The following is a 21,545-nucleotide window of genomic DNA, read 5'->3' on the forward strand; positions in this document are numbered from 1 at the left end:
AGACGCAGCAGCTTATGTTTTGGTTCAAAAAAGCGCGTCGGTTCAAAAATGCAGTCAGTTAAGGGCGCAGGCGATGGATTCGGGAAACTGGCATTTGTCGCCGAGCGCCGTGAAGGCAAACCGGTCGACGGTCATCTGTGTTGCGCCGGAATAGGAAAAGGCACCCATCCAGTCCTTCAGCGTGTCCGTTCCCCACAGGCTGAAGAATATCTTCTGGGCGTTCTGCGGGATTTTCGTCTCGTCCGTCACTTCGTGGACGAGCTGGCCGTTTACGTAATAGCGCAGGCGCTGCGGCTCCCACACGAAGGCATAGTCGTTGAAACCGGCATCGGCTCCGCCTTCCACCGGTACCAGCTTCTCATTGCCGCCCTTGGCGGAAACATACTGGTTGAGCTGTACCTTGCCGGTATTCTTGCCCAGTACTTCGAAGTCGATTTCATCGTGAGGCTTCTTGTCGGTCGGGCCGATATAGGTGAAGAAGGCGGAGTTCAGCCCGGAACCGGTGGCGGCTTTCATCCGTGCTTCATAGGTGCCGTAGCGATAACGCCCCTTGGTCTGGATTTCACCGCAGGTGAAGTTGCGCTCGCCGGCCTTGCCTTCTTCAAAACCAAGGGTCAGTTGGCCGTTTTCGACCGTGGCCAGTTTCTTGGACCAGGTGCAGTTCTGATGTGCACCGTTGTTCCAGCCGTCTGACACGTACCAGAACGACCTGTCCATGGCATCGAAGTTCTCGATGAAGGAGGCGCCGTTGCCTTCCTGTGCCTGGCTCGGTGTCGTGAAGGGTGCCGCCAGCAGGGCGGCGGCAAGAAGAATGCGTGTCTGAACGCGGGTGACAAATGTTGTCATTGGTTCACCTCTGTCGTTGCGAATAAAGCGTTTCGGATGTGGGCGGCCCGATCATGGAAGCCCGTTTTGTGGCAAAATCGGCCGTCTTGCGTTTGCCGCTCCGGCTTCCGGTGAGCACGGCGTAGACGGCCGGCAGGTATTTGCGGGTCTGGGCGTTGCTGATCACCAGAATGACAAAGGCGGAAAGCGTCGCGCTGATATAAAAGGCGGGGTAGAAATCGGGTCCGCCCTTGTTCCAAACCATCCACATGATGACGAGCAACGGGTAATGGGCGCAGAATATCCAGAAGCTCAGGCTTCCGGTTTCGGAAAGCCGCCGGCCAAGCCTGCTGCGGATCAAGAGCGCAGACGATGCCCAGAAACCGAGCGCACCGAAGACGGCGAGCAGATTGCGCGACATGTTCAGCCAGAAGGTGAATTCCGGCCCGGTGAAATAGAGGCCCGTCGCCAGCAACGCAGAGGCGGCGAAGGTCAGCGCCATGATCGGCAGGGCATAGGGGTCGAGTGCCTTGACGTCGATGCGGTGGAGCGCGAGCGCAATGCCGAGCGAAAAGCTGAACAGGATGGACTTCTTCTGAACGATGAAGATCGTCAGATCCGGCATGGCGGTGATGAAGAGCAGGATGGCAAGCGTCGGCAGCGCAAAGCGGCGCATGAGAAAGGCGAGCACTGGCGACAGCAGGATACAGACGAACAGATCGCGCAGGAAATAAAGCGGCACATTCACCGGCAGTTCCTCGAGCGCCGTTCCATGGCTGATGATTTCACGCGGGCTGGCATTCCAGAGATCCGGGAAATAGCCCACACCCACGTCGAAGACCTGGATCAGCAAAACGGCGGCAAACAGCGCACCATTCCAGAGGAGGAAGGGCAGCAGCACGGTTTTTGACTTGGAGCGTATCGTTGCCGGATAATCGAAACCGCTCATGCCGCGGCGAAACAGCAGATAACCGGAAATGGCGCTGAGACAGGGCACGCCGATGCGAAAGAGCGCGTCGCCCAGAAAAACCCGCAGCCAGTCGAAGAAGCCGTAAAGGCCAAGAAAAGGGCTGGTTTCGGCATCGTGCGGCACATGGACGAACACGATCCCGGAGATCAGCAAGATGCGCATCAAATTGATACGGGAGGATAGGTTCTGATCGACAGTCACATCAGTCACCCCTATTGGGCGGCGTCCACCCACGCCGCGTTGCAACCAGAGCGAACTTAAGCCCGCACTGGAAAGTCTGGTTTCGACTTTGGGATAAAATGTGGCGACGCGGGAAAAACACAAGCTTAGATTTTGCGGGTGAATGTCTGGCTTCGTGGCCTCCCTCGCGCCTTCGCAAAGTCAAGTAACTGAAATAGATGTGTTTTTTGTAATTTCAGCTATCGTTAAAAATCGCTGAAGCGTGTGAATTTGTCATTTGTCGTGATGCTGCGCCGCAAAAACAATGGTTTCACGCCCCACCGCCATAGACGAATTCGCCGCAGCGATGGCCGGTTAACGGCGGAAATGAGGCGCGTTTTGCAGGCGTGACGTTAACCTTGGGTTGCGTTCTCCCGCATTCGCCGCGATTTCACCATGCCGAGGATCTTCTTCAACAGCGTGCGTTCCGTGAGCAGGATCAGCACGCCATAGATGACGCCGCCAACTGCCGCTCCCACGAGGACCTGAACGGTCGCATTGGGGATACGGTCTGCAAGGACGTGAAGCAGGTAACGCACCGAAACCGCCATCACCAGTGCTGCAATCATGGGTCTGCTGCTGATGTAGAGACCGCTAAAAAAGGGCGTATCGCTTGCCTTGAACACGGCCCAGGAATAGGCGACGAGAGTGACCGCATTGACGATGCAAAGCCATATCATCGCATCGATCAGTGTGCCGTAGACGGCGGCTGCCCAGACCGCGACGGTGGTGACGACCGCACGGATCGTCGCCGACCAGAACAGCACGCGCCCATAACCCGCGCCCTTGAGATAGGGGATGAAGGTGCTGCACGGTGTCAGAATCGCCTTTGACAGGGCAAGAAGACCGAGAACCGGCCAGGCATAGGCCCAGTTCTGTCCGAAGATTACCAGCATGGCCGGCTCGGCCACCGCCCATAGGCCGAACATCATCGGCGCAAGCAGCACGGTCAGCACCTGCGTGCTGAACATCAGCGCATCACGCCGGCGCTGCGGATCGTCCATCATTCGGCTGAAGGCGGGGAACAGAACACCCATGACGGCTGACAGCACGACCTGATTGGGAATGCTGGCAAAGCGGTTGGAGGCGGAATAGGCACCCGCATCGGCAAGGCCGAGATGCCGGGCGATCACCACCATCGGTGACTGGAAGGTGACGAAATTGGCGATTTCCGACCCCATCAGGCCGGAACTGAAGCCGAGAAGCGGCACGAGGCGGCGCGGTTTCATGACGAAACGCGGGCAATAGCGGGAAACGGCGTAAAGCCCGACGAGCCGGATGAGGGCGGCGGCAAAAAGCTGGATGATGAGCGCCCAGACGCCGAAGCCGAGAAGGGCGAGAGCGACGGCGACCACAGCCGCGATGCTTTCGGACGCCATGCTCCACAGCGCGTCCTTGCTGAAATTCATGCGCCGGGCAAGCAGCGAATAGGCGACATCGCCCGCCAGCTGCAGCGGAATGAGGAAGGCCATAATGCGCAGCAGATAGGCGCTTTCCACGGCGCCCAGCAGCCCGCCGAAAAACTCCGCCCATATGTAGAGGACGGCGGCCATGGTGCAGGAAATCGCCAGATTGGCCCAGAAGACGGTATGGATCGTATCCATATCCTCTTCCTTTTCGACGATCAGCGCGGAGGTCAGCCCCGCACCGGCGATCATGGTCAGAAACTGTACAACCGTTAGTCCTACCGCCACCACACCGAATTCTTCCGGTGAAAGCAGTCGCGCGAGAATGGGAACAGTGACAAATTTAAGCCCGAATGTGCCTGTCTTTGACAGGACGCTCCAACCGACATTCGTGGTGATGGTCTTTACATTTGGAGCTGGGGGCATACAAGCATCCTGTTTCTGGAGGCCGGCGGGGAGGATCGCCGGTTGGGAGTTGCCGATACCATCGGGGCCGTTTTCAGGATCGGGCCCGACACTTCTTGATCAACGCAAGGGGCGAAACAATGGCAAGATTTACTGTCGTCATTCCCTACTACCAAAAGCAGCACGGGGTTCTTGGACGTGCACTCGCATCGGTTTTTGCGCAGACTTACCAGGATTTCGATCTTGTCATCGTCGATGACGAATCGCCGTACCCGATAGACAAGGAACTTGCGGAACTTTCGCAGGAACAGATAGACCGAATTATCGTCATCAAACAGGCCAATGCCGGCCCGGGCGGTGCGCGCAATACCGGCCTCGACAATGTCCCTGCGGGTAGCGACTACGTGGCATTTCTCGATTCGGACGACATGTGGACGCCGGATCATCTCCAGAATGCGGCCTCCGCGCTGAGGACTTTCGGTGGCGAGTGCTACTGGGCGTCCATGCAGGCAAGTGACGAATTTTATTACCATTTCGCCATTTCCGAACTGGAGAAGAACGAGGGTGCGGCACGGCTTTCGGAGCGGCCCCTGGTGATCGAACTGCCGGATCTGGCAAGTGTGATGCTGCGCAACTGGAGCTTCCTGCATCTCTCCTGCATGGTGATTGGCCGCCCCCTGTTTGAAAAGATTCGCTTCGACCCGGCGCTGAGATTGGCTGCGGAAGACGTGCTTTTTTTCTGTGATTGCATTCTCGCATCGAAGCGGACGCTTCTGTGTGACGATGCCGGCGCGATGCGCGGCATGGGCGTCAACATCTTCCACAGCATCGACAATACCTCGCCGGAATTCCTGCGCCAGCAGTTCAATACCTGGGTGGCGCTCGATACTCTGGAGGGTAGATTTGCGCGGCGGCCGGCCGATGTGGCCTCCATTGCTTCCTATAAAAACACGGCGCGCAAACAGGCGCTGTGGAGCCAGGCGGGCAATCTGAAACGGCGCAAGGTGCCCGAATTCGGGCTGCTCCTGAAGTGGGCGATGCGCGATCCGGCACTTCTGCGTGCCGCTTTCGAGCTTGGCGCAGGAAAAATCGTCCGAACAAGGTGAGCGAATTCTCGCCCGTAAGAATTTATATGTTTTTCACCCAGGAGTGACCTCATGAAACCTTACCACTGGGAATCGCATCACGGCAATTTCGGTGACGATCTCAATCTGTGGCTGTGGGATTTTCTGCTCCCCGGTCTGCGCGACGTGCATGAAGATGTGATGCTTGTCGGTGTCGGCACCGTTCTCAATGATGTCCTGTTACCCGCAAAACAGCGCAAGCTGGTCATCGGCAGCGGTTATGGCTATGGCGCAGTGCCTGACATCAGCACCGAGTTCTGGGATATACGCTGCGTGCGCGGCGAAAAAACCGCAGCCAAGCTCGGGCTCGCGCCCGAAAAGGGCATTGTCGACCCCGCCGTCATGGTCACCGAGATGGCTGATTTCAAAGGCCTGCCGAAGCTCTACAAGAAGACCTTCGTGCCCCATTGGGAATCTGCGGAATTCGGCATGTGGGAAACGGTCTGCGAACCGGCCGGGCTGACTTATCTCGACCCGCGCGGTGAGTCCAAGTCTGTCATCCGCGCCATCGCCCAGTCGGAATTCATTGTCGCCGAATCCATGCATGGCGCAATTCTCGCCGATGCGTTCCGCGTGCCATGGGTGGCAGTCACCACATCTCCTTCGATCAACAGCTTCAAATGGAGCGATTGGGCAGGCACCGTCGGTGTGGAATATCAGCCGCGTTACGTGCCGGTTTCGACCCGTGCCGAGGCGGCGAAAAAGGGCTCGCGTTTCTGGGGCATGAGTTTCCCGCCGCCGCCAGCCCCTGCCATCGCCGAGACCGGTCCTGTTCCGGCGCATCATGAGGGTGATGTGCTGGTGCGGCCGCAGGAAACGCAATCACGGTCGTTGCGCAAACTGGCCAAGCAGGTGCTGGCCGCCCCTTCCACACTGGCGCTCTGGCAGGCAAGCCGTGCCGAGCCGCGTCTCAGCCCGGATGGCAGGCTGGAAGAGCGCAAGGAGCGTTTTTCCGCCGTTCTAGAGACGATCAAGCGAGATTATCTTTGAGGGCGGAAGCAACGGGTGCGGCGGGGAATTTTCTGCCGCTCCCAACCTAAGGATACTATCCTCTAATCTCTCTGCCGTCATGCTCGGGCTTGTCCCGAGCATCTGCAACCGATTGATTTTACGATAGGTGGTTGGATCCTCGGGACAGGCCCGAGGATGACGACGGAGCGTTGGGCAAAGTTGTCTCCCCTAATCCCGCGCCTTTTCCCTCACGAAACCGGCTTGCCGTCGAGCAGATAGCGAACATCCCGCACCGGCTGCACCGGTTTGCGGAAACGGGCGGTCTTGTCAGTCCAGATGCCGTGCGTGATGGCCGGCAGGGCAGGCAGGCGCGACAGGGCGTGGGTCAGCGCGCCGCCCATGCCTTTCTGCTTTTTCGCATCCAGAAAATGACGGAGTTCGAATTTGGCGCGGACATGTTTTTCGTGCTCGCGCAGGATCGCCGTCTCACCGGCGGAAAGCGTGCAGCCGGCGAGAATGGCATTGTCCGCTTCGTATAGACGTCGAAGGTCCTCGGTGCTGTGACGCCCGCTCAGCGAATTGCCGCGAACGATCGCGCCGTAACCGCAATGGCGGATGACCTTGTAGCGGGCACCGGCGGCAAGTGCGCGCACGTAAAGCTCATAGTCTTCACCGAGCCGTAGAGCCTCGTCATAACGCAATGCATGTTTGTCCAGAAAAGCGCGGCGTATCACTGGTTTGAGAAAACCTGTCTCCCCGCGCTCGACCCCGGGTCTGGAAATGTTGCCTTCCACGAATTCCGTCAGCGATAGAAAACGGGCCTGCGGTTCGAAGCGGGCAGGCTGCATGGAGGATGCCCCCGCAACCGATTGCTGGATGAAGGCGATATTGTCGGCCACAAGGTCCCAGTCATCATCGGCGAGCATGGCTGCAAAACGACCCCTGAAAAAGAAGTCGTCCGCATCGAGAATGCTGATGAGCGGCGAAGATGAAATCGAGATCGCGTGATTGCGGGCAGCCGAGGGGCCGCGGTTGATCTCGAACCGCACCACACGCAAACGGCCCGTGCCGTCATCCGCCGCATGCGCCACGTCGCTCGTCGCATCGGTGGAGCCATCGTCGATCACCACCACTTCGGCGACCTCCGGTTCCACGAGGGCGGAGCGGATGGCGATATCGATCGTTTCGGATGCGTTTTTTGCAGCGATGATGACGCAAATGGGCTGTGAACCGCTCACCATGAAATGTCCTTCTGCTGTGACGAACCGTCAGGATTTGGCCAGCAGAAAGTGTCAGGGGTGAGGATGCAAGTGATTTTTTTGCGGCGCAATAAAAGAATCAGCGTGGAAGGTCACATATCGGTCAGTTTCGCGCCGTGCGGCGGGGCACTGCTTGCGCTATCCGCCGTCACATTCTCGGCGCCGCGATCACGCAGAAAAGTTTCGCGCATCCGGCGTTTCTCGCGGGCGACGAGAACCAGAATTGCAATAAAATAACCGGTTTGCAGAATGACGGCGCAGATGAGGGTCTGGATAAACGCCGTATAGAACGACCCGTGAATGAAATATGTGGCAACCGCAAAGATAAGCAACGCACCGATCATGCTGAAAAAAACACGAGGTGCATACATGGTGCTCTCCTCCCGAGAACGAGTTCTCCATTTTTGGCTGCGCTGCGGCATTTTTTTTCTTTGCAAGAAATATACGATGAGACCGGTGTTGTTTCAACACACATATACTTCTTCTATCTGCCATGGCATGAAATTTCGGTAATCTTGATTGGTAAATTCCTCGGTAATCGGCGATTTGCCCGCATCGTGCCGGCCTAAAACATGGGGTTCGGCCCGCCGTCCGTCGTAAAACCAGCCTTCTCCCTTCCTCTGCAGACTTCGTTAACCATCTCACCATTAAAAAAGTCGGTATTGATTCCTCAGACAGAGCAGGGTGCCCGCGTGACGACGAGTTCAGAAGTAATCGCCTTTCCGGCAAAGAACCGTATTGCCGACGTAAAACGGTGTGCAACCATGCTCGACCAGCTGCATGGTGTGGAGGCGAACGACTTCTGGCGCAGGGAGTGCCGTGAACTGGCGGCCTATCTGACGGGCCTTGGCTATGACGACGCGGCCATGCGGCGTGAGGTCATGGAGTTTCAGAGCGCGGTGCAGGCGGAATTGTGGGCGGGCGATGCCGCACCCGAGGCCCGTCGCGACAGCCATTGAGGCCCTCGCATTTCCTCATAAAAAAAGCCGGCAGTGTCGCACCGCCGGCTTTTTTGTTTATGCGTGTTTGATCAGGAAGCGCTGGCGCCGCGTGTGCGGGCAACACCGTCGAGAGCGGGCTTATATTTCGGATCGAGCCGTGCCGCATGCCCATAGGACTTGGCGGCCTTGGCCATCTCGCCGCGCCGCTCATAGACCAGCGCCTGGTTGGCCCAGGATTCCGCGACGTTACCGTCGAGCGAAATGGCGTGGTTGAAATCGGCGAAGGCGTTTTCGTCGTCGTTCAGCGCGACATAGGAAAGGCCACGGCCATTATAGGGCTCCGGCGAGGTGGAGGACAGCGAAATGGCTTTTGAGAAGTCCTCGATTGCCTGGGCGTGCTGGTTGCGCAGCTGGTAAATCAGGCCGCGATTGTGCCATGCGCGTCCGTCCGTGGTCTCAAGCTCGATAGCGCGGGAGAAGTCGTTGAAAGCCTCGTTCACGCGTCCGGACTGGCGGTAAAGATTGCCGCGGCCGATCAGCGCCACATCATAGCTCGGATTGATCTGCAGTGCCGCATTATAGTCCTGCAGGGCCTGCTGCTGCTGGCCAGAGTTGCGGTAGACCAGCGCGCGGTTGGCATAAGCCTGGTAGAAGCGTGGGTTGAGCTGCAGCGCCTTGTTGAAATCCTCGATGGCGCGGCGGGAATCACCTGCGCGACCGTAAGCCGAACCGCGGACATTGTAGCCTTCGGGATCCTGCGGATTGGCGTTGATGACCGAGGTGAGCGAGGCGATGTTTTCCTGCGAGCCCTGGGCGCGGTCGATCCTGAAGACATCATCCGTCTGGTTGGACGTCGCGCAACCGGAAAGTCCGGCAAGAACGGTGCAGACGACAAGGGAAAGATGAAGCCGCTTGTTGTTTCTCAGCGGTACCCGGCGCGTGGAGGCATCGGAGTTGTTTACAACACAGGCATCAACAGCGGTCATTCGGTGTGGGTTCCCTCGCAGGCCGGTCTCATAATCGTTGTCCCACGATCGGTCTCCGGCCACAAACACAAAGAGCGGCGGCGAATAGATCGCCCCCGCCCAACAAGCATTCAAAAACGTCCAAAAGACGGCCTATTAACGGCCTGCGCGCGGGGCCGCAACCAGACCTTCGCGCTGCGCACGCTTGCGTGCCAGCTTGCGAACGCGGCGAACGGCTTCAGCCTTTTCGCGAGCGCGCTTCTGGGAAGGCTTTTCGTAATAATCGCGCATCTTCATTTCACGGAAAATGCCTTCGCGCTGCATCTTTTTCTTGAGAGCGCGAAGCGCCTGATCAACGTTATTGTCGCGGACTAGTACCTGCACGTGAATCCCGTTCCTTTTATCTGGTTATCTTGCTGCGCGAATAAAGGCATTCGCGCGCAAACACAAAATCGTTCGCTAGGCCGTTTTGGCCGTGCGATTGGTGACGTGCATTATCAGATCATTTACGGCAAGTCCAGCCGGTAACCCTCAAACAACCGCTAAAATGCGACCGTCCCGTCTTTCTTCCCGTCATGTCAAAACAAAACCATCGCCGCGTCGCAAAAGGGATATTGCCTCCGGCCCCGATTTGCCATGTGTATTGTACGTGCCGGCGCCATGATGTCCGGCTTCTGGCCGGTTCTTGAGGAGCAGACAGCGAATGCGCAAATATTCCGTTTTTGCCGTGGCGCGCGAGGCGTTGCGGGGCCATAAAGGGTGGGATGCGCAATGGGCGTCGCCCGAGCCGCGCAAGGACTATGACGTCATCATCATCGGCGGCGGCGGCCATGGTCTTGGGGCTGCCTATTATCTTGCCAAGGAACACGGCATCACCAATGTCGCGGTGCTGGAAAAGGGCTGGCTAGGTGGCGGCAATACCGGCCGTAACACCACCATCATCCGCTCCAATTATCTCTATGAAGAGAGCATGGATATTTACGAGCATTCCCTGAAACTGTGGGAAGGCCTGAGCCAGGATCTCAATTACAACGTCATGTATTCGGCGCGCGGCGTTATGATGCTGTCGCACAATATTCACGACCAGCAGTCCTTTAAGCGACATATCAACGCCAACCGCCTTTATGGCATCGACAATGAATGGCTGACGCCCGAACAGGCAAAAGCATATTGCCCGCCGCTCGATATTTCCGGCAATGCCCGCTATCCGATCAATGGCGCGGCCCTGCAGCGTCGCGGCGGCACGGCGCGCCATGATGCGGTCGCCTGGGGATACGCGCGGGCGGCCTCGGATCGCGGCGTGCACATCATCCAGAATTGCGAGGTCACGGCCATCAGGCGCGGGCCGGACGGTGCGGTGACGGGTGTCGAAACCAATCGCGGTTTCATCGGCGCGAAGAAGATCGGCGTTTCCGCCGCCGGTCACTCCTCCATCGTGATGAAGATGGCGGATGTGCGTGTGCCGCTGCATTCCAACCCGTTGCAGGCGCTGGTGTCAGAGCCGCTGAAGCCGATCTTCCCCTGCGTCGTCATGTCCAACACGGTGCACGCCTATATATCGCAGTCCGATAAGGGCGAGCTTGTTATCGGGGCCGGCACCGACCAATACAACTCCTATTCCCAGACCGGCGGCCTGCAGATCATCACCCATACGTTGGATGCAATCTGCGAGCTGTTCCCGATCTTCCGCCGCGTCAAGATGATGCGGCAATGGGGCGGCATTACCGACAACACACCCGATCGATCCGCCATCCAGAGCGTGACGCCGGTGCCCAATCTCTTCGTCAATTGCGGCTGGGGCACGGGTGGTTTCAAGGCGACGCCGGGCTCCGCCAACCTGTTTGCGCATCTGATCGCCCGTGGCGAGCCGCATCGTCTGGCGGCTGGTCTGACACTCGACCGCTTCCGCACCGGACGTCTGATCGATGAGGCCGCCGCTGCCGCGGTGGCGCATTGATGCTGGCGGCGGCGTTGCTCGCGGCCAACATGTCGGGTGCGGCGGCCGTCGTGCCCGCAGGCAGCTTCGTTCCCGAGGCGGACGATTTTCGCAGCCAGCAAATCCGCAGGATGCAGGGTGAACGCGACTGGCCCTTCGTGGCGGAAAAAGGCCTGCTTCTCTGCGCGCCAAGCCTGATGGAGAAGCTCGTCTATTTCGTCGGCGAGAAGGAGAATGGCGAACAGGACGAACCCTTCGCGATCGACACCGACATGATGGCGGTTGCCATCATCAATATGGGTCGGGCCTCGGCGCTGAAACCATTCGATAATTTCGAGCAGCTCTTGAAGCGGCTTTCCCCCTTTGTTGCGATGGGAAAGCGGCTGTGTGACCAACCCGCCGGAAGCGTCCTTCCGGAAAATTCTCTTTGAAGGTGGAGCGACGATGCTTCTGATCCATTGCCCCTATTGCCGGGAAGACCGTTCCGAACTCGAATTCCGCTGGGCGGGTGAAGCCCATATCGCGAGACCGGAAAACATCGCCGATATTTCCGACGAGGCCTTCGCCGAATATTTCTTCATTCGCGACAACGACAAGGGTCTCGTTTTCGAGCGCTGGCGTCACATTCACGGCTGCGGCCGGTTCTTCAACGCGGCCCGCGATTCGGTCAGCGATAAATTTCTATTGACCTACAAGGCAGGCGAACCGAAGCCGGATGCCGAGACGGTTCTTTCCGGAGAGAAGGGAGAGGCGCAATGAGCGGCGCTTATCGCATCAAGGGCGCTGGCCGCCTGACACCCGCCAGAACCGCGCGTTTCACCTTCGACGGCAAGATCTATCAGGCGCTGGAAGGCGACACGGTCGCATCCGCGCTTCTGGCAAACGGTGTGCATCTGATCGGTCGTTCGTTCAAATATCACCGGCCGCGCGGCTTCCTCTCCGCAGGTCCGGAAGAGCCGAATGCGCTGATCGACGTTTCGCGTGACAGCATGCGCAAGCAACCGAATGTCCGCGCCACGGTGCAGGATGTGTTCGACGGCGCGATCATCGCCTCACAGAACCGCTTTCCGTCGCTGTCCTTCGATATCAGCGCAATCAACGATTTCCTGTCGCCGATGTTTGCGGCCGGTTTCTACTACAAGACCTTCATGTGGCCGAAGGCCGCCTGGCATAAAATCTATGAACCGATCATCCGCCGTGCCGCCGGTCTCGGCAAGGCGCCGTCCGAGCCGGATGCGGACCACTATTCCGGCCGATACGCCCATTGCGACGTGCTGGTGGCCGGCGGCGGCGTTGCCGGCCTGACGGCGGCTTTCACTGCTGCGAAAACTGGCGCTAGCGTCATTCTGGTTGATGAGAATGCCGAAGTTGGCGGTGCGCTGCGTTTCGATACCGGCACGGTCATAGACGGCCTGCCCGGCTATGAGTGGGCGCAGAAGGTTCTGGCCGAGCTGAAATCCCTGCCCAATGTGCGTGTTCTGACCCGCACGACGGCCTTCGGTTATTACAATCATAATTTCGTGGCGCTCGCGGAGCGCGTGACCGATCACCTCGCCACGCCGGCCAAACACCAGCCGCGCGAGAGACTGTGGCAGGTTCGGGCAGGGAAGGTCGTCCTGGCGGCAGGTGCGATCGAGCGTCATATGGTCTTTGCCAATAATGACCGTCCCGGCATCATGCTGGCCTCTGCCGCCCGTATCTATCTCAACCACTATGGCGTGAGCGTCGGCAATAATGTCGGCGTCTATACCGCCCATGATTCCGCTTATGAAACGGCATTCGATCTGAAAAAAGCAGGCGTAAAGATCGCTGCCATCGTCGATTGCCGCGAGAACCCTGATGCACGGCTGCTGGACGAGGCGCGGGCGCTGGGCATTGAGGTGCTGGCGGGCCACAGCGTTTACGACACGGCGGGACGTTTGCGCGTTTCTTCCATGACCGTTGGCCGCAATGGCGGCTCGAACAAGCGCAAGATCGCCATCGATGCGCTCGTCGTTTCGGCCGGCTGGACGCCTTCGGTGCATCTCTTTTCGCAATCGCGCGGCAAGCTGAAGTTTGACGCGGCTAACCAGCGTTTCCTGCCAGATATCCATGTGCAGAACTGCGTGTCCGTGGGCGCCTGCAACGGCACGGACGATCTTGCCGCGCTGATCGCCGAGGCTGCTGCCGCGGGTGGCGGTGCTGCAGAATTTTCCGGAGAGAATGCGCGGGCCTGGACCGGTGGTATGATCGGTGCTGCCGAAGGGGCGGGCGAGGGCACCGGCGTCAAGGCCTTCATCGATTTCCAGCACGATGTCTGCGCCAAGGATATTCGCCTTGCCGTGCGCGAGGGCATGCACTCCGTGGAACACATCAAGCGGTTCACGACCAATGGCATGGCGTCCGATCAGGGCAAGATGTCCAACATGCACGGTCTTGCCATCGCTTCTGAAGCGCTTGGACGGGATCTGCCAAAGGTCGGTCTCACCACCTTCCGCCAGCCCTATACGCCTGTTACCTTTGGCACGCTCATCAACCATTCACGCGGCGCGCTGTTCGATCCGGCCCGCAAGACGCCAATGCATGAGGAAGAGCTGGCGGCTGGTGCGGTCTTCGAGGATGTCGGCAACTGGAAGCGTGCATGGTTCTTCCCGCGCCCGGGTGAGGACATGCATGAGGCCATCAACCGCGAATGCAAAACGGTGCGTGAAAGCGTCGGCGTGTTTGATGCTTCGACACTCGGCAAGATCGAGGTCGTTGGGCCGGATGCGGCGAAGTTCCTGAACCTCATCTACACCAATGCCTGGGATACGCTGAAACCTGGCCGCTGCCGTTATGGCATCATGACCCGCGAGGATGGTTTCGTTTATGACGACGGCGTTGTCGGGCGTCTCGCCGAGGATCGTTTCCATGTGACGACGACGACGGGCGGCGCGCCGCGCGTGTTGCAGCATATGGAGGATTATCTCCAGACCGAATTCCCCGATCTGAACGTCTGGCTGACATCGGCCACCGAACAATGGGCGGTGATTGCCGTGCAGGGCCCAAAAGCGCGGGAAGTGATCGCTCCTTTCGTTGAGGGCATCGATCTTTCTCCGGAGGCCTTCCCGCATATGGCGGTCGCCGAAGGCACCTTCTGCGGCGTGCCGACGCGCCTCTTCCGCGTATCTTTCACGGGCGAACTCGGCTTCGAAATCAACGTTCCGGCCGATTACGGCGCGGCCGTCTGGACCGCGATCCGCGAAAGGGCCGAAGCCGTGGGCGGTTGCCTTTATGGCACCGAGACCATGCACATATTGCGTGCGGAAAAGGGCTACATCATCGTCGGGCAGGATACCGATGGCACGGTGACGCCTGATGATGCCGGGCTCGCTTGGGCGGTTTCGAAAAAGAAGACGGATTTCGTCGGTATCCGCGGTCTGAAGCGCCCGGATCTGATGCGCTCCGGCCGCAAGCAGCTTGTGGGCCTGAAGACAAAGGACCGGCTGACCGTTCCCGAAGAAGGCGGCCAGATCGTTGTCGATCCGAACCAGCCGAAACCCATGACCATGCTCGGCCATGTCACATCCGCCTACTGGTCGGAAAATCTCGGCCACTCCATCGCATTTGCACTGGTGGCTGATGGCAGGGCGCGCATGGGGGAAACGCTCTATATACCGCTCGCCGATAAAACCATTGCCGTCGAAGTGACCGACATGGTCTTCCTCGACAAGGAAGGAGCCCGTCTCAATGGCTGACACGCTTCACGCAAAACGCAAATCCGTCCTTGAGGATTTCCACGGCGGCTCGCCCTTCGTCTCGCTGAAACCGGCCGCTTCCGCCTCGCGGCTATCACTCCGGGCACGGGAAAGCGCCGTGCCGGCCCTGTCAGAGGCGCTCGGTCTTGCCTTGCCCACCGGCCCGAAAGCCTCGGTAACATCAGGCCTGCGTTCCGCTCTCTGGCTCGGTCCGGATGAATGGCTGGTGATCGATCAGGGCGAAAGCGACCTGGTGGCGGCCTTCGCCGGCGTTTCCGGCCTGTTTTCGGCAACCGACATCTCCCACCGCAACACGGCCGTCATCGTCTCCGGTCCCGGCGCTGAGGCGGCGCTCAATGCCGGTTGCCCGCAGGAACTATCGCTCGAAAAATTCCCGGTGGGAGCCTGCTCGCGCACGGTTTTCGGCAAGGCGGAAGTCGTGCTGCTGCGCGTGGCTGACGATACGTTCCGGGTGGAGTGCTGGCGCTCCTTCGCCGAATATGTCGGCGGCCTGCTACAGGAGGCGGCGCAGGACGTGGCGGTTTAAGCCACCGCCCAGCTTGCCTAGGCCCTGTTCTTCCATCCCCGCCATTCCACCCATCGCCCATGGAAATCGGCACGGCCGATTTCCTGCTTTTCGCCGGTCGGCCAGATTTGCAGGGTAATGGCGGCGCCTCCCGGTGTCGCATCCGCTTCCATCTGCAGCCGGGCAAGCGGGGCGTCCGGCGTGGCATGGGCGCCTGCTTCGGCAATCAGTGTCTCGCCTGTCTGTTTCAAGGCGTCCGGCAGATATTGCCAGGCGATGGAATGATAGACGACATGGGCAGCACCCGGATGTTGCGTGGCAAGGCGGCGCTTCAGCCAGTCGATTGCGTCGGCCTTTTCGACATGCAAACCCTTTTCCACCGCAATCCGCAGGGAAGCCGCCGTCCGCTCCAGCCTGTCGGTCTGATCGGCCCATACATAGGAGATTAGCCGCAGACGGTCCTCGGTTGAGGACGGATCGAGCGGGTTGAGATCGCAGCCGGCGCGCTCGATGATCTCAATTGGCGTATTGGGCGGCGCGTTTCCGCGCCATTCCGGCGACATGAAGACCTCGGATTGTTCGCCCCAGGCAAGATCGCCAAGGCGATATTGGTAACGGTCAAATTGCAGGTTGAGGCCGGCGCTCGCACCGACCTCGGAAAGAACCAGTGGTTTGCCGGTAAGCTCTGCCAGTGTGAGAAAGCCCGGCAACAGCACGGCGGAACGGCGGACTTCATTGGTCTGAGGCGGTGATTTCAGCCTTTCAAGGATGAAGGCTGCATGGAAACGAAGGGCATCCGTGCAGGCCTGCCAAAGTGCATCTTCGTTTTCTGGCGCGATATCGACCAGCGGCGCGATCTTGTCCTCGATGACAAGCGCATGTAGCGCACCGGCGAGCCGCAGGGGTACGGAATCACCGGACGGGCCGACATCGCCGGGCCAGGACAAAATCCTCTCGCCAACCTCCGTCTGTCGGTCCAGCCGCGTCGCCACCGCGCGGCATAGCCGCGCGGTAAAGGGCGAGCCGAGGCTGTCGCAGGCTCTTGCCTGAGCGAGAAACGCATTCCTTACGGCTTCGTCATGCATTTGGCCGTCTCCTTTGCGCAGTCCGGCGTTAATTTGCCGGGCCGGCCTCGCCATTGACGAGGGCTTGATCATCAAAACCAAAATTTCGCATCAGCGCACGGTGTTCGTCTGATCCAAGATAATGAAGGAGCGCCGCATCGACAGCGCTCTGGAGTTCCCGATCTGACTGGCGGAAAGCAAATGCGCCCGGGGCCGCTGGTCGTTCTTTCGGTGAAACGGTGACAATCTCCAGATCCAGCTCTGGATTTTGCTGCAGAAAACCGAGATGCGCCATGGCCACGCTGGCATAGGCGTCGGCGCGGCCGTCGAGGACAGCTTGAGCGGCTTCGTCGTAGGTCTCGCAGATGAGAATGTGGTCATCGGCGACGCCCGCTTCCATAATCATACGATGTTGGATCTGATCCCGGATCGCGACCAGCGTAGTCTCGTGATTTTTCGCTGCCGAGGCGTATCCGGCCAGATTTCCCGGGTTACCCTTCCTCACAAGAAGTCCGTCCGGCAACGCCCAGATGGGACAGCTGAATGCAACGATCTTTCTGCGTTCAGCCGTATCGAAGAGGCCCGTGGTCATGTCCCAAAGGTTCTCGTTCAGGCCGGGCAACAATTGCGAGAATTCGGCTTCGATGAATTCAATGTCGCGGATGCCGATCATGGCCAGAATAACCCGCGCCAACTCCACATCGCACCCGGTAACATCACCGGTCTCGTTCCTGTAGTTGAACGGAGGTTCTATCAAATATGCGAATCTCACAGACACTCCGATCTCAAATTGGGATTTACTTCGCCATCAGGCGTCCTGCGGTCTGTCCTCGGGGTTGAACTGGGTGATGGTCGTCCAGCGGGCGGTGAGCGCCGGTTTCTTCTCGTTTTCGATCTCCACCGTCACATCATAGGTCGTCACCAGCATGGCGGCACCGCGAAAACGCGCCTCGGCCAAGATGAAACGACCACGCACCCGTGCTCCGCTTTTGACCGGCGTGACGAAGCGAACGGCGTCAAAGCCGTAATTGATGCCCATGGTCGTTTCGCGAATGCGGGGCAGGGCATCGTAATTCAGAGCCGAAAGCAGCGAGAGTGTGAGGAACCCATGCGCGATGGTGCCGCCAAAGGGGCTTTCCGCCTTGGCGCGCTCCGGGTCTGTGTGGATGAACTGATCGTCCAGCGTCGCTTTTGCGAAGGCGTTTATCATCGACTGATCGACCGTGATCCAGTCGGAAACGCCCAGTTCCGTGCCGACGAAATTTTTCATTTCCGCCAGCGCTATGTCCTTTGCCATGTTACCTCTTCTGGGTTGCCTCGCGGCACTTATAAAGGTGCCGGGGCCAAGCGATCAACCGCGCAGATAAAACACCACAGAGCGGGCTGGCAGGAAGGTGGGATTGCCGAAATTCGTGCCGATCGCGCGCCAGTCGTCGCCCGGCAGGGTGAATGGCACGATCTCACGGCTGCGGTTGATGAGCACGGCGAGCTCGGCATCGTTTCCGGTCTCATGATCCGGGGTGGCAAGCACCATGGCGAAGGCCGTCCCGTCCGGCCTTTCCCATTCTTCCACGGTCACCGGTTTGCCGCCGGGGGCAAGCCAGGTCACGTCGCCATTGCCGGAGAAAAAGCTGGTTTGAGAAAAGACGCCGAAGCGTTTGCGAAGTGCTGCAAGAAACGCGGTGTGATCGATCAGTTCGGGCAGGAGCGATGACCAGTCGACCCAGGTAATGTCATTGTCCTGGCAATAGGCATTGTTGTTGCCTTGCTGGCTGCGGCCGCCCTCGTCGCCGGCGGTCAGCATCAATGCGCCGCGGCTGACGAAGAGCGTGGACAGCATTGCTTTCACATCCGCGATACGGGCAGCAACAATGGCGGGATCATCGGTCAGGCCCTCGAAGCCATTGTTCCAGGAATGATTTTCATTATGGCCGTCGCGATTGTTCTCGCCGTTTTTTTCATTGTGCTTGTGTTCGTGGCTGACGAGATCGAACAGCGTGAAACCATCATGGGCGGCAAGGAAATTGACGCTGCGGCTGTTTAAGCGGCCATGGCGGGAAAAGATCGGCGAGGAGCCGGAGAGCGCATTGGCCAGCGCGCCGGTCGTTCCCGCATCGCCGCGCCAGAACCGGCGCATGTCGTCACGGGTGCGGTCGTTCCACTCCAGAAAGCTCTCGGGAAAATTGCCGAGCTGATAACCGCCGGGACCGATGTCCCACGGCTCGGCGATCAGCACGCGGTCATGAAGCACGGGGTCTGAATGCATGGCCTCGAGCGTCGCGCTCGCCATGTCGAAGCCATCGGCCGTTCTTCCGAGCACCGGCGCGAGATCGAAGCGGAAGCCATCGATACCGGCATTCAGAACGAAATGCTTGAGCGAATCGATGATGAGCTGGCGCACATAGGGATGATCGCAGGCGACTGTGTTCCCAGTGCCGGTGTCGTTGATCAGCACACCCGGCTCTCCCGGTGGGTGACGGAAGGCGGTCAGATTATCCAGCCCGCGTAGCGACAGGATGGAGCCGTCAATGTCGCTTTCTCCGGTATGGTTGAACACCAGATCAAGAATGACGCCGATGCCCTGCGCATGCAGCGCGGCAACCGTGTCGCGCAACTCCCGCACCCCACCGGGGCAGAGGCGCGGATCAAGCGCCATGAAGCCGACCGGATTGTAGCCCCATGCATTGGAAAGGCCGAGCGGCGGCAGGTGGCGTTCGTCGATCCATGCGGTAATCGGCATCAGCTCCACCGCATCGACGCCGATTTTTTTCAGGTGCGCGAGAATGGCGGGATGGGCGAGCGCCGCCACGGTGCCGCGCAACTCTTCCGGCACTTGCGGATGTAATCTGGTGAAGGATTTGACCGAAAGTTCGTAAATCAGCCCGCCTTCGGCAAAAAGCGGCGGCTGGCGCTTGAGCGGCTCGTACTCCGAAAGGATCGCCTTCGGCATGACAGCGCCCGTGTCCTCGCCAAAGGCATAGAGCGCCGGATCATGCTGGAACGGCCGGTCTATCTGTGTCGCATAGGGGTCGAGCAGCAGTTTTGAGGGATCGAACCACAGACCATGTTCGGGAGCGTAAATCCCGTGGGCGCGGTATCCGTATCGTGTGCCGGGGCCAGCCTCTGTGACCATCAGCCGGTGAACATCATCCTCACCGCGCGACATTGGCAAGCGGGCGATCTCTTTTTCGCCCGTCGTATCGAAAAGGCAGAGATCGATTGCGGAGGCGTGCCGGGAATAGACCGTGAATTCCGTGCCGTTTTCCGTCTGGGTTGCGCCTTTGGGGAAAACGGATGGTGTCTGCATGGTCTGTCTCTCCGGGGGATGGTTTTTCTCCTCCGCAAAGGAAGAAGGCGGTCCGCGGGTATCACGAGATGGCCTTCCGGCCATCTCAGAGTTTTAGAGGTGTTAAAACCTCTCTTCCGTCATCCTCGGGCTTGACCCGAGGATCCATAACCCGCTGAAATCGTGGATCCTCGGGTCAAGCCCGAGGATGACGTTGAGTGTGGTGAGAGGTTCTCTACCCCATCAGGTGGCCTCGCGGCCACCCCTCGCTTTTTGTATCCTGTGCCGTATCCAGCGGTCAGGTGCGCGGCGCCAAGCCTTTAGGTAATGACGCTCGGCGCATTCCGGCCGGTATGGGCTTTGATACCGGCGATCGTATCGGCAACGGAAATCAGGTCGGCGAGTGCCTCCTGCGTCTCGATGCCGTGACGGCCCGCATCAGCCTCATAACGCTCGACGTAAAGCCTGAGCGTTGCGCCCGCCGTGCCGGTGCCGGAAAGGCGCAGCACGATGCGTGAACCGCCCTCGAACAGGATGCGGATGCCCTGGTTCTTGCTGACGGACTGATCGACCGGATCGAGATAGGCGAAATCATCCGCCGCCGCGACCTTCAGATTGCCGTAGCTGGTGCCGGGAAGCGTGGCGAGTTTTTCGCGCAGGGTGGCCACCAGCGTGTTGGCGGCGTCGGAATCCACTTCCTCATAGTCGTGGCGGGAATAATAGTTGCGGCCATATTCGGCCCAGTGCCTGGTGACGATGTCCTTCACGCTTTCCTTGCGGGCGGCGACGATGTTCAGCCAGAACAGCACGGCCCACAGGCCATCCTTTTCACGCACATGGTTGGAGCCTGTGCCGAAGCTTTCCTCGCCGCAGATCGTCACCTTGCCGGCATCCATGAGGTTGCCGAAGAATTTCCAGCCGGTCGGCGTCTCGAACATGCCAAGCCCCAGCTTTTCGGCAACGCGGTCCGCTGCCGCACTTGTGGGCATGGAGCGGGCGATGCCGGAAATGCCGGCGGCATAACCGGGTGCGAGTTTTGCGTTGGCGGCAATGATCGCCAGACTGTCGGAGGGGGTGACGAACATGCCCTTGCCGACGACCATGTTGCGGTCGCCGTCGCCATCCGACGCTGCGCCGAAATCAGGACCTTCAGGGCTCATGACGTCGTCATAGAGCTCCTTGGCGTGCACAAGGTTCGGGTCGGGATGGTGGCCGCCGAAATCGGGCAGGGGCGTGGCGTTGCGAACCGAGCCCTTCGGCGCGCCGAGACGCTTTTCGATGATTTCCACGGCATAGGGGCCGGTGACGGCACTCATGGAATCGATCACGACCTTGAAGCCACCGGCGATCAGGGCGCGAATGGCGGCAAAATCGAACAGTTCTTCCATCAAGGCGGCGTAGTCGGCGACCGGGTCGATCACATCGACCGTCAGCTCATCAACCTTGAAGCTGCCCACCTTGTCGAGATCGACATCGGCGGCGTCGGAAATCTTGTAGCTGTCGATGACCTTCGAGCGGGCATAGATCGCATCGGTGATCTTTTCCGGCGCGGGACCGCCATTGCCGATATTGTATTTGATGCCGAAATCTTCGTTCGGGCCGCCGGGATTGTGGCTTGCCGAAAGCACGATGCCGCCGAAAGCCTTGTATTTGCGGATGATGTTGGAGGCGGCAGGCGTGGAGAGAATGCCGCCCTGACCGACGAGCACCTTGCCGAAACCGGCAGCGGCGGCCATCTTGATCGCCTTCTGGATCACTTCGCGGTTGTAATAACGGCCGTCGCCGCCGATCACCAGCGTCTGGCCTTCGAAGCCTTCAAGCGCGTCGAAGATCGACTGGATGAAGTTCTCGGCGTAATTTTCCTGGGCGAAGACTGGCACCTTCTTGCGCAGGCCGGATGTGCCCGGCTTCTGGTCCTGATAGGGCTTCGTCTGAACAGTCTTGATCATTGT

Annotated in this window: 20 protein-coding genes; 8 read left to right on the plus strand and 12 right to left on the minus strand. The window is 59.4% G+C overall.

Going from position 1 to position 21,545, the window contains the following annotated elements; translation table 11 throughout:
• Positions 1-54 precede the first annotated feature (54 nt).
• From JZY08_RS21930 to JZY08_RS21940, 3 genes are all read right to left on the minus strand, one after another.
• Positions 55-846 carry a glycoside hydrolase family 16 protein gene (locus tag JZY08_RS21930; protein ID WP_003498345.1) on the minus strand — a complete coding sequence of 264 codons (792 nt, stop codon included), beginning with the start codon at positions 844-846 and terminating at the stop codon, positions 55-57.
• Positions 847-850: 4 nt separating this feature from the next.
• A complete protein-coding gene (locus JZY08_RS21935) occupies positions 851-1,996 on the minus strand; it encodes an acyltransferase (protein ID WP_035243294.1) in 1,146 nt (381 codons plus the stop codon).
• Between the two features lie 371 nt (positions 1,997-2,367).
• Entirely contained in the window at positions 2,368-3,846 is a 1,479-nt protein-coding gene (locus JZY08_RS21940) for a lipopolysaccharide biosynthesis protein (protein WP_003498350.1), read from the minus strand.
• A gap of 119 nt (positions 3,847-3,965) precedes the next feature.
• Here JZY08_RS21940 and JZY08_RS21945 point away from each other — a divergent pair, with 119 nt between their 5' ends.
• Both JZY08_RS21945 and JZY08_RS21950 read left to right on the plus strand, forming a co-directional pair.
• Positions 3,966-4,931 carry a glycosyltransferase family 2 protein gene (locus tag JZY08_RS21945; protein WP_082185117.1) on the plus strand — a complete coding sequence of 322 codons (966 nt, stop codon included), beginning with the start codon at positions 3,966-3,968 and terminating at the stop codon, positions 4,929-4,931.
• A 51-nt stretch (positions 4,932-4,982) separates the two neighbouring features.
• The gene (locus JZY08_RS21950) at positions 4,983-5,939 is read left to right on the plus strand and encodes a polysaccharide pyruvyl transferase family protein (protein WP_216331701.1); all 957 of its coding nucleotides are present in this window, start codon (positions 4,983-4,985) and stop codon (positions 5,937-5,939) included.
• Between the two features lie 209 nt (positions 5,940-6,148).
• Here the strand turns inward: JZY08_RS21950 and JZY08_RS21955 are convergent, their stop codons facing one another.
• Both JZY08_RS21955 and JZY08_RS21960 read right to left on the minus strand, forming a co-directional pair.
• Positions 6,149-7,141 (minus strand): glycosyltransferase, encoded by a 993-nt coding sequence (locus JZY08_RS21955; protein ID WP_216331702.1) that lies wholly within the window; start codon positions 7,139-7,141, stop codon positions 6,149-6,151.
• Between the two features lie 110 nt (positions 7,142-7,251).
• Positions 7,252-7,530, minus strand: coding sequence for an exopolysaccharide production repressor protein (locus tag JZY08_RS21960; protein WP_216333494.1), 279 nt, complete (start codon positions 7,528-7,530; stop codon positions 7,252-7,254).
• A gap of 321 nt (positions 7,531-7,851) precedes the next feature.
• Here JZY08_RS21960 and JZY08_RS21965 point away from each other — a divergent pair, with 321 nt between their 5' ends.
• Positions 7,852-8,118: a DUF6074 family protein gene (locus JZY08_RS21965; RefSeq protein WP_003498356.1), complete on the plus strand. Its 267-nt coding sequence runs from the start codon at positions 7,852-7,854 to the stop codon at positions 8,116-8,118.
• A gap of 71 nt (positions 8,119-8,189) precedes the next feature.
• On the opposite strand, the gene JZY08_RS21970 is transcribed toward JZY08_RS21965, so the two are convergent.
• Both JZY08_RS21970 and rpsU read right to left on the minus strand, forming a co-directional pair.
• Entirely contained in the window at positions 8,190-9,086 is an 897-nt protein-coding gene (locus tag JZY08_RS21970; RefSeq protein WP_035223723.1) for a tetratricopeptide repeat protein, read from the minus strand.
• Positions 9,087-9,221: 135 nt separating this feature from the next.
• The gene (gene rpsU / locus JZY08_RS21975; protein ID WP_003498359.1) at positions 9,222-9,449 is read right to left on the minus strand and encodes a 30S ribosomal protein S21; all 228 of its coding nucleotides are present in this window, start codon (positions 9,447-9,449) and stop codon (positions 9,222-9,224) included.
• Positions 9,450-9,768: 319 nt separating this feature from the next.
• On the opposite strand from rpsU, the gene JZY08_RS21980 reads away from it, so the two are divergent.
• From JZY08_RS21980 to JZY08_RS22000, 5 genes are read left to right on the plus strand one after another with little or no spacing between them, the layout of a single operon-like run.
• Entirely contained in the window at positions 9,769-11,022 is a 1,254-nt protein-coding gene (locus JZY08_RS21980) for a sarcosine oxidase subunit beta family protein (protein WP_035223720.1), read from the plus strand.
• Positions 11,022-11,432, plus strand: a complete 411-nt coding sequence (locus tag JZY08_RS21985; RefSeq protein WP_003498361.1) for a hypothetical protein — start codon at positions 11,022-11,024, stop codon at positions 11,430-11,432. The genes JZY08_RS21980 and JZY08_RS21985 overlap by 1 nt, the downstream gene beginning before the upstream one ends.
• 13 nt (positions 11,433-11,445) lie before the next feature.
• Positions 11,446-11,760 (plus strand): sarcosine oxidase subunit delta, encoded by a 315-nt coding sequence (locus JZY08_RS21990; RefSeq protein WP_003498363.1) that lies wholly within the window; start codon positions 11,446-11,448, stop codon positions 11,758-11,760.
• Positions 11,757-14,717 carry a sarcosine oxidase subunit alpha gene (locus tag JZY08_RS21995; RefSeq protein ID WP_216331703.1) on the plus strand — a complete coding sequence of 987 codons (2,961 nt, stop codon included), beginning with the start codon at positions 11,757-11,759 and terminating at the stop codon, positions 14,715-14,717. Before JZY08_RS21990 ends, JZY08_RS21995 begins: the two co-directional genes overlap by 4 nt.
• The gene (locus JZY08_RS22000; protein ID WP_216331704.1) at positions 14,710-15,264 is read left to right on the plus strand and encodes a sarcosine oxidase subunit gamma; all 555 of its coding nucleotides are present in this window, start codon (positions 14,710-14,712) and stop codon (positions 15,262-15,264) included. The genes JZY08_RS21995 and JZY08_RS22000 overlap by 8 nt, the downstream gene beginning before the upstream one ends.
• Before the next feature lie 17 nt (positions 15,265-15,281).
• Here the strand turns inward: JZY08_RS22000 and JZY08_RS22005 are convergent, their stop codons facing one another.
• The 5 genes from JZY08_RS22005 to JZY08_RS22025 all read right to left on the minus strand — a co-directional run bounded on the left by JZY08_RS22005 (position 15,282) and on the right by JZY08_RS22025 (position 21,542).
• Positions 15,282-16,328, minus strand: a complete 1,047-nt coding sequence (locus JZY08_RS22005) for a DUF2332 domain-containing protein (protein WP_216331705.1) — start codon at positions 16,326-16,328, stop codon at positions 15,282-15,284.
• Between the two features lie 28 nt (positions 16,329-16,356).
• Positions 16,357-17,085 (minus strand): transporter substrate-binding domain-containing protein, encoded by a 729-nt coding sequence (locus JZY08_RS22010; RefSeq protein WP_367303910.1) that lies wholly within the window; start codon positions 17,083-17,085, stop codon positions 16,357-16,359.
• Positions 17,086-17,115: 30 nt separating this feature from the next.
• Entirely contained in the window at positions 17,116-17,604 is a 489-nt protein-coding gene (locus JZY08_RS22015; RefSeq protein ID WP_003498368.1) for a MaoC family dehydratase, read from the minus strand.
• A gap of 54 nt (positions 17,605-17,658) precedes the next feature.
• On the minus strand, positions 17,659-19,614 hold the full coding sequence (gene glgX, locus JZY08_RS22020; RefSeq protein WP_216331707.1) for a glycogen debranching protein GlgX: 1,956 nt from the start codon (positions 19,612-19,614) through the stop codon (positions 17,659-17,661).
• A gap of 299 nt (positions 19,615-19,913) precedes the next feature.
• On the minus strand, positions 19,914-21,542 hold the full coding sequence (locus tag JZY08_RS22025) for an alpha-D-glucose phosphate-specific phosphoglucomutase (protein WP_216331708.1): 1,629 nt from the start codon (positions 21,540-21,542) through the stop codon (positions 19,914-19,916).
• Positions 21,543-21,545 lie beyond the last annotated feature (3 nt).

The sequence above is a fragment of the Rhizobium sp. X9 genome, from assembly GCF_018873185.1.
Lineage (GTDB): Bacteria > Pseudomonadota > Alphaproteobacteria > Rhizobiales > Rhizobiaceae > Agrobacterium > Agrobacterium oryzihabitans.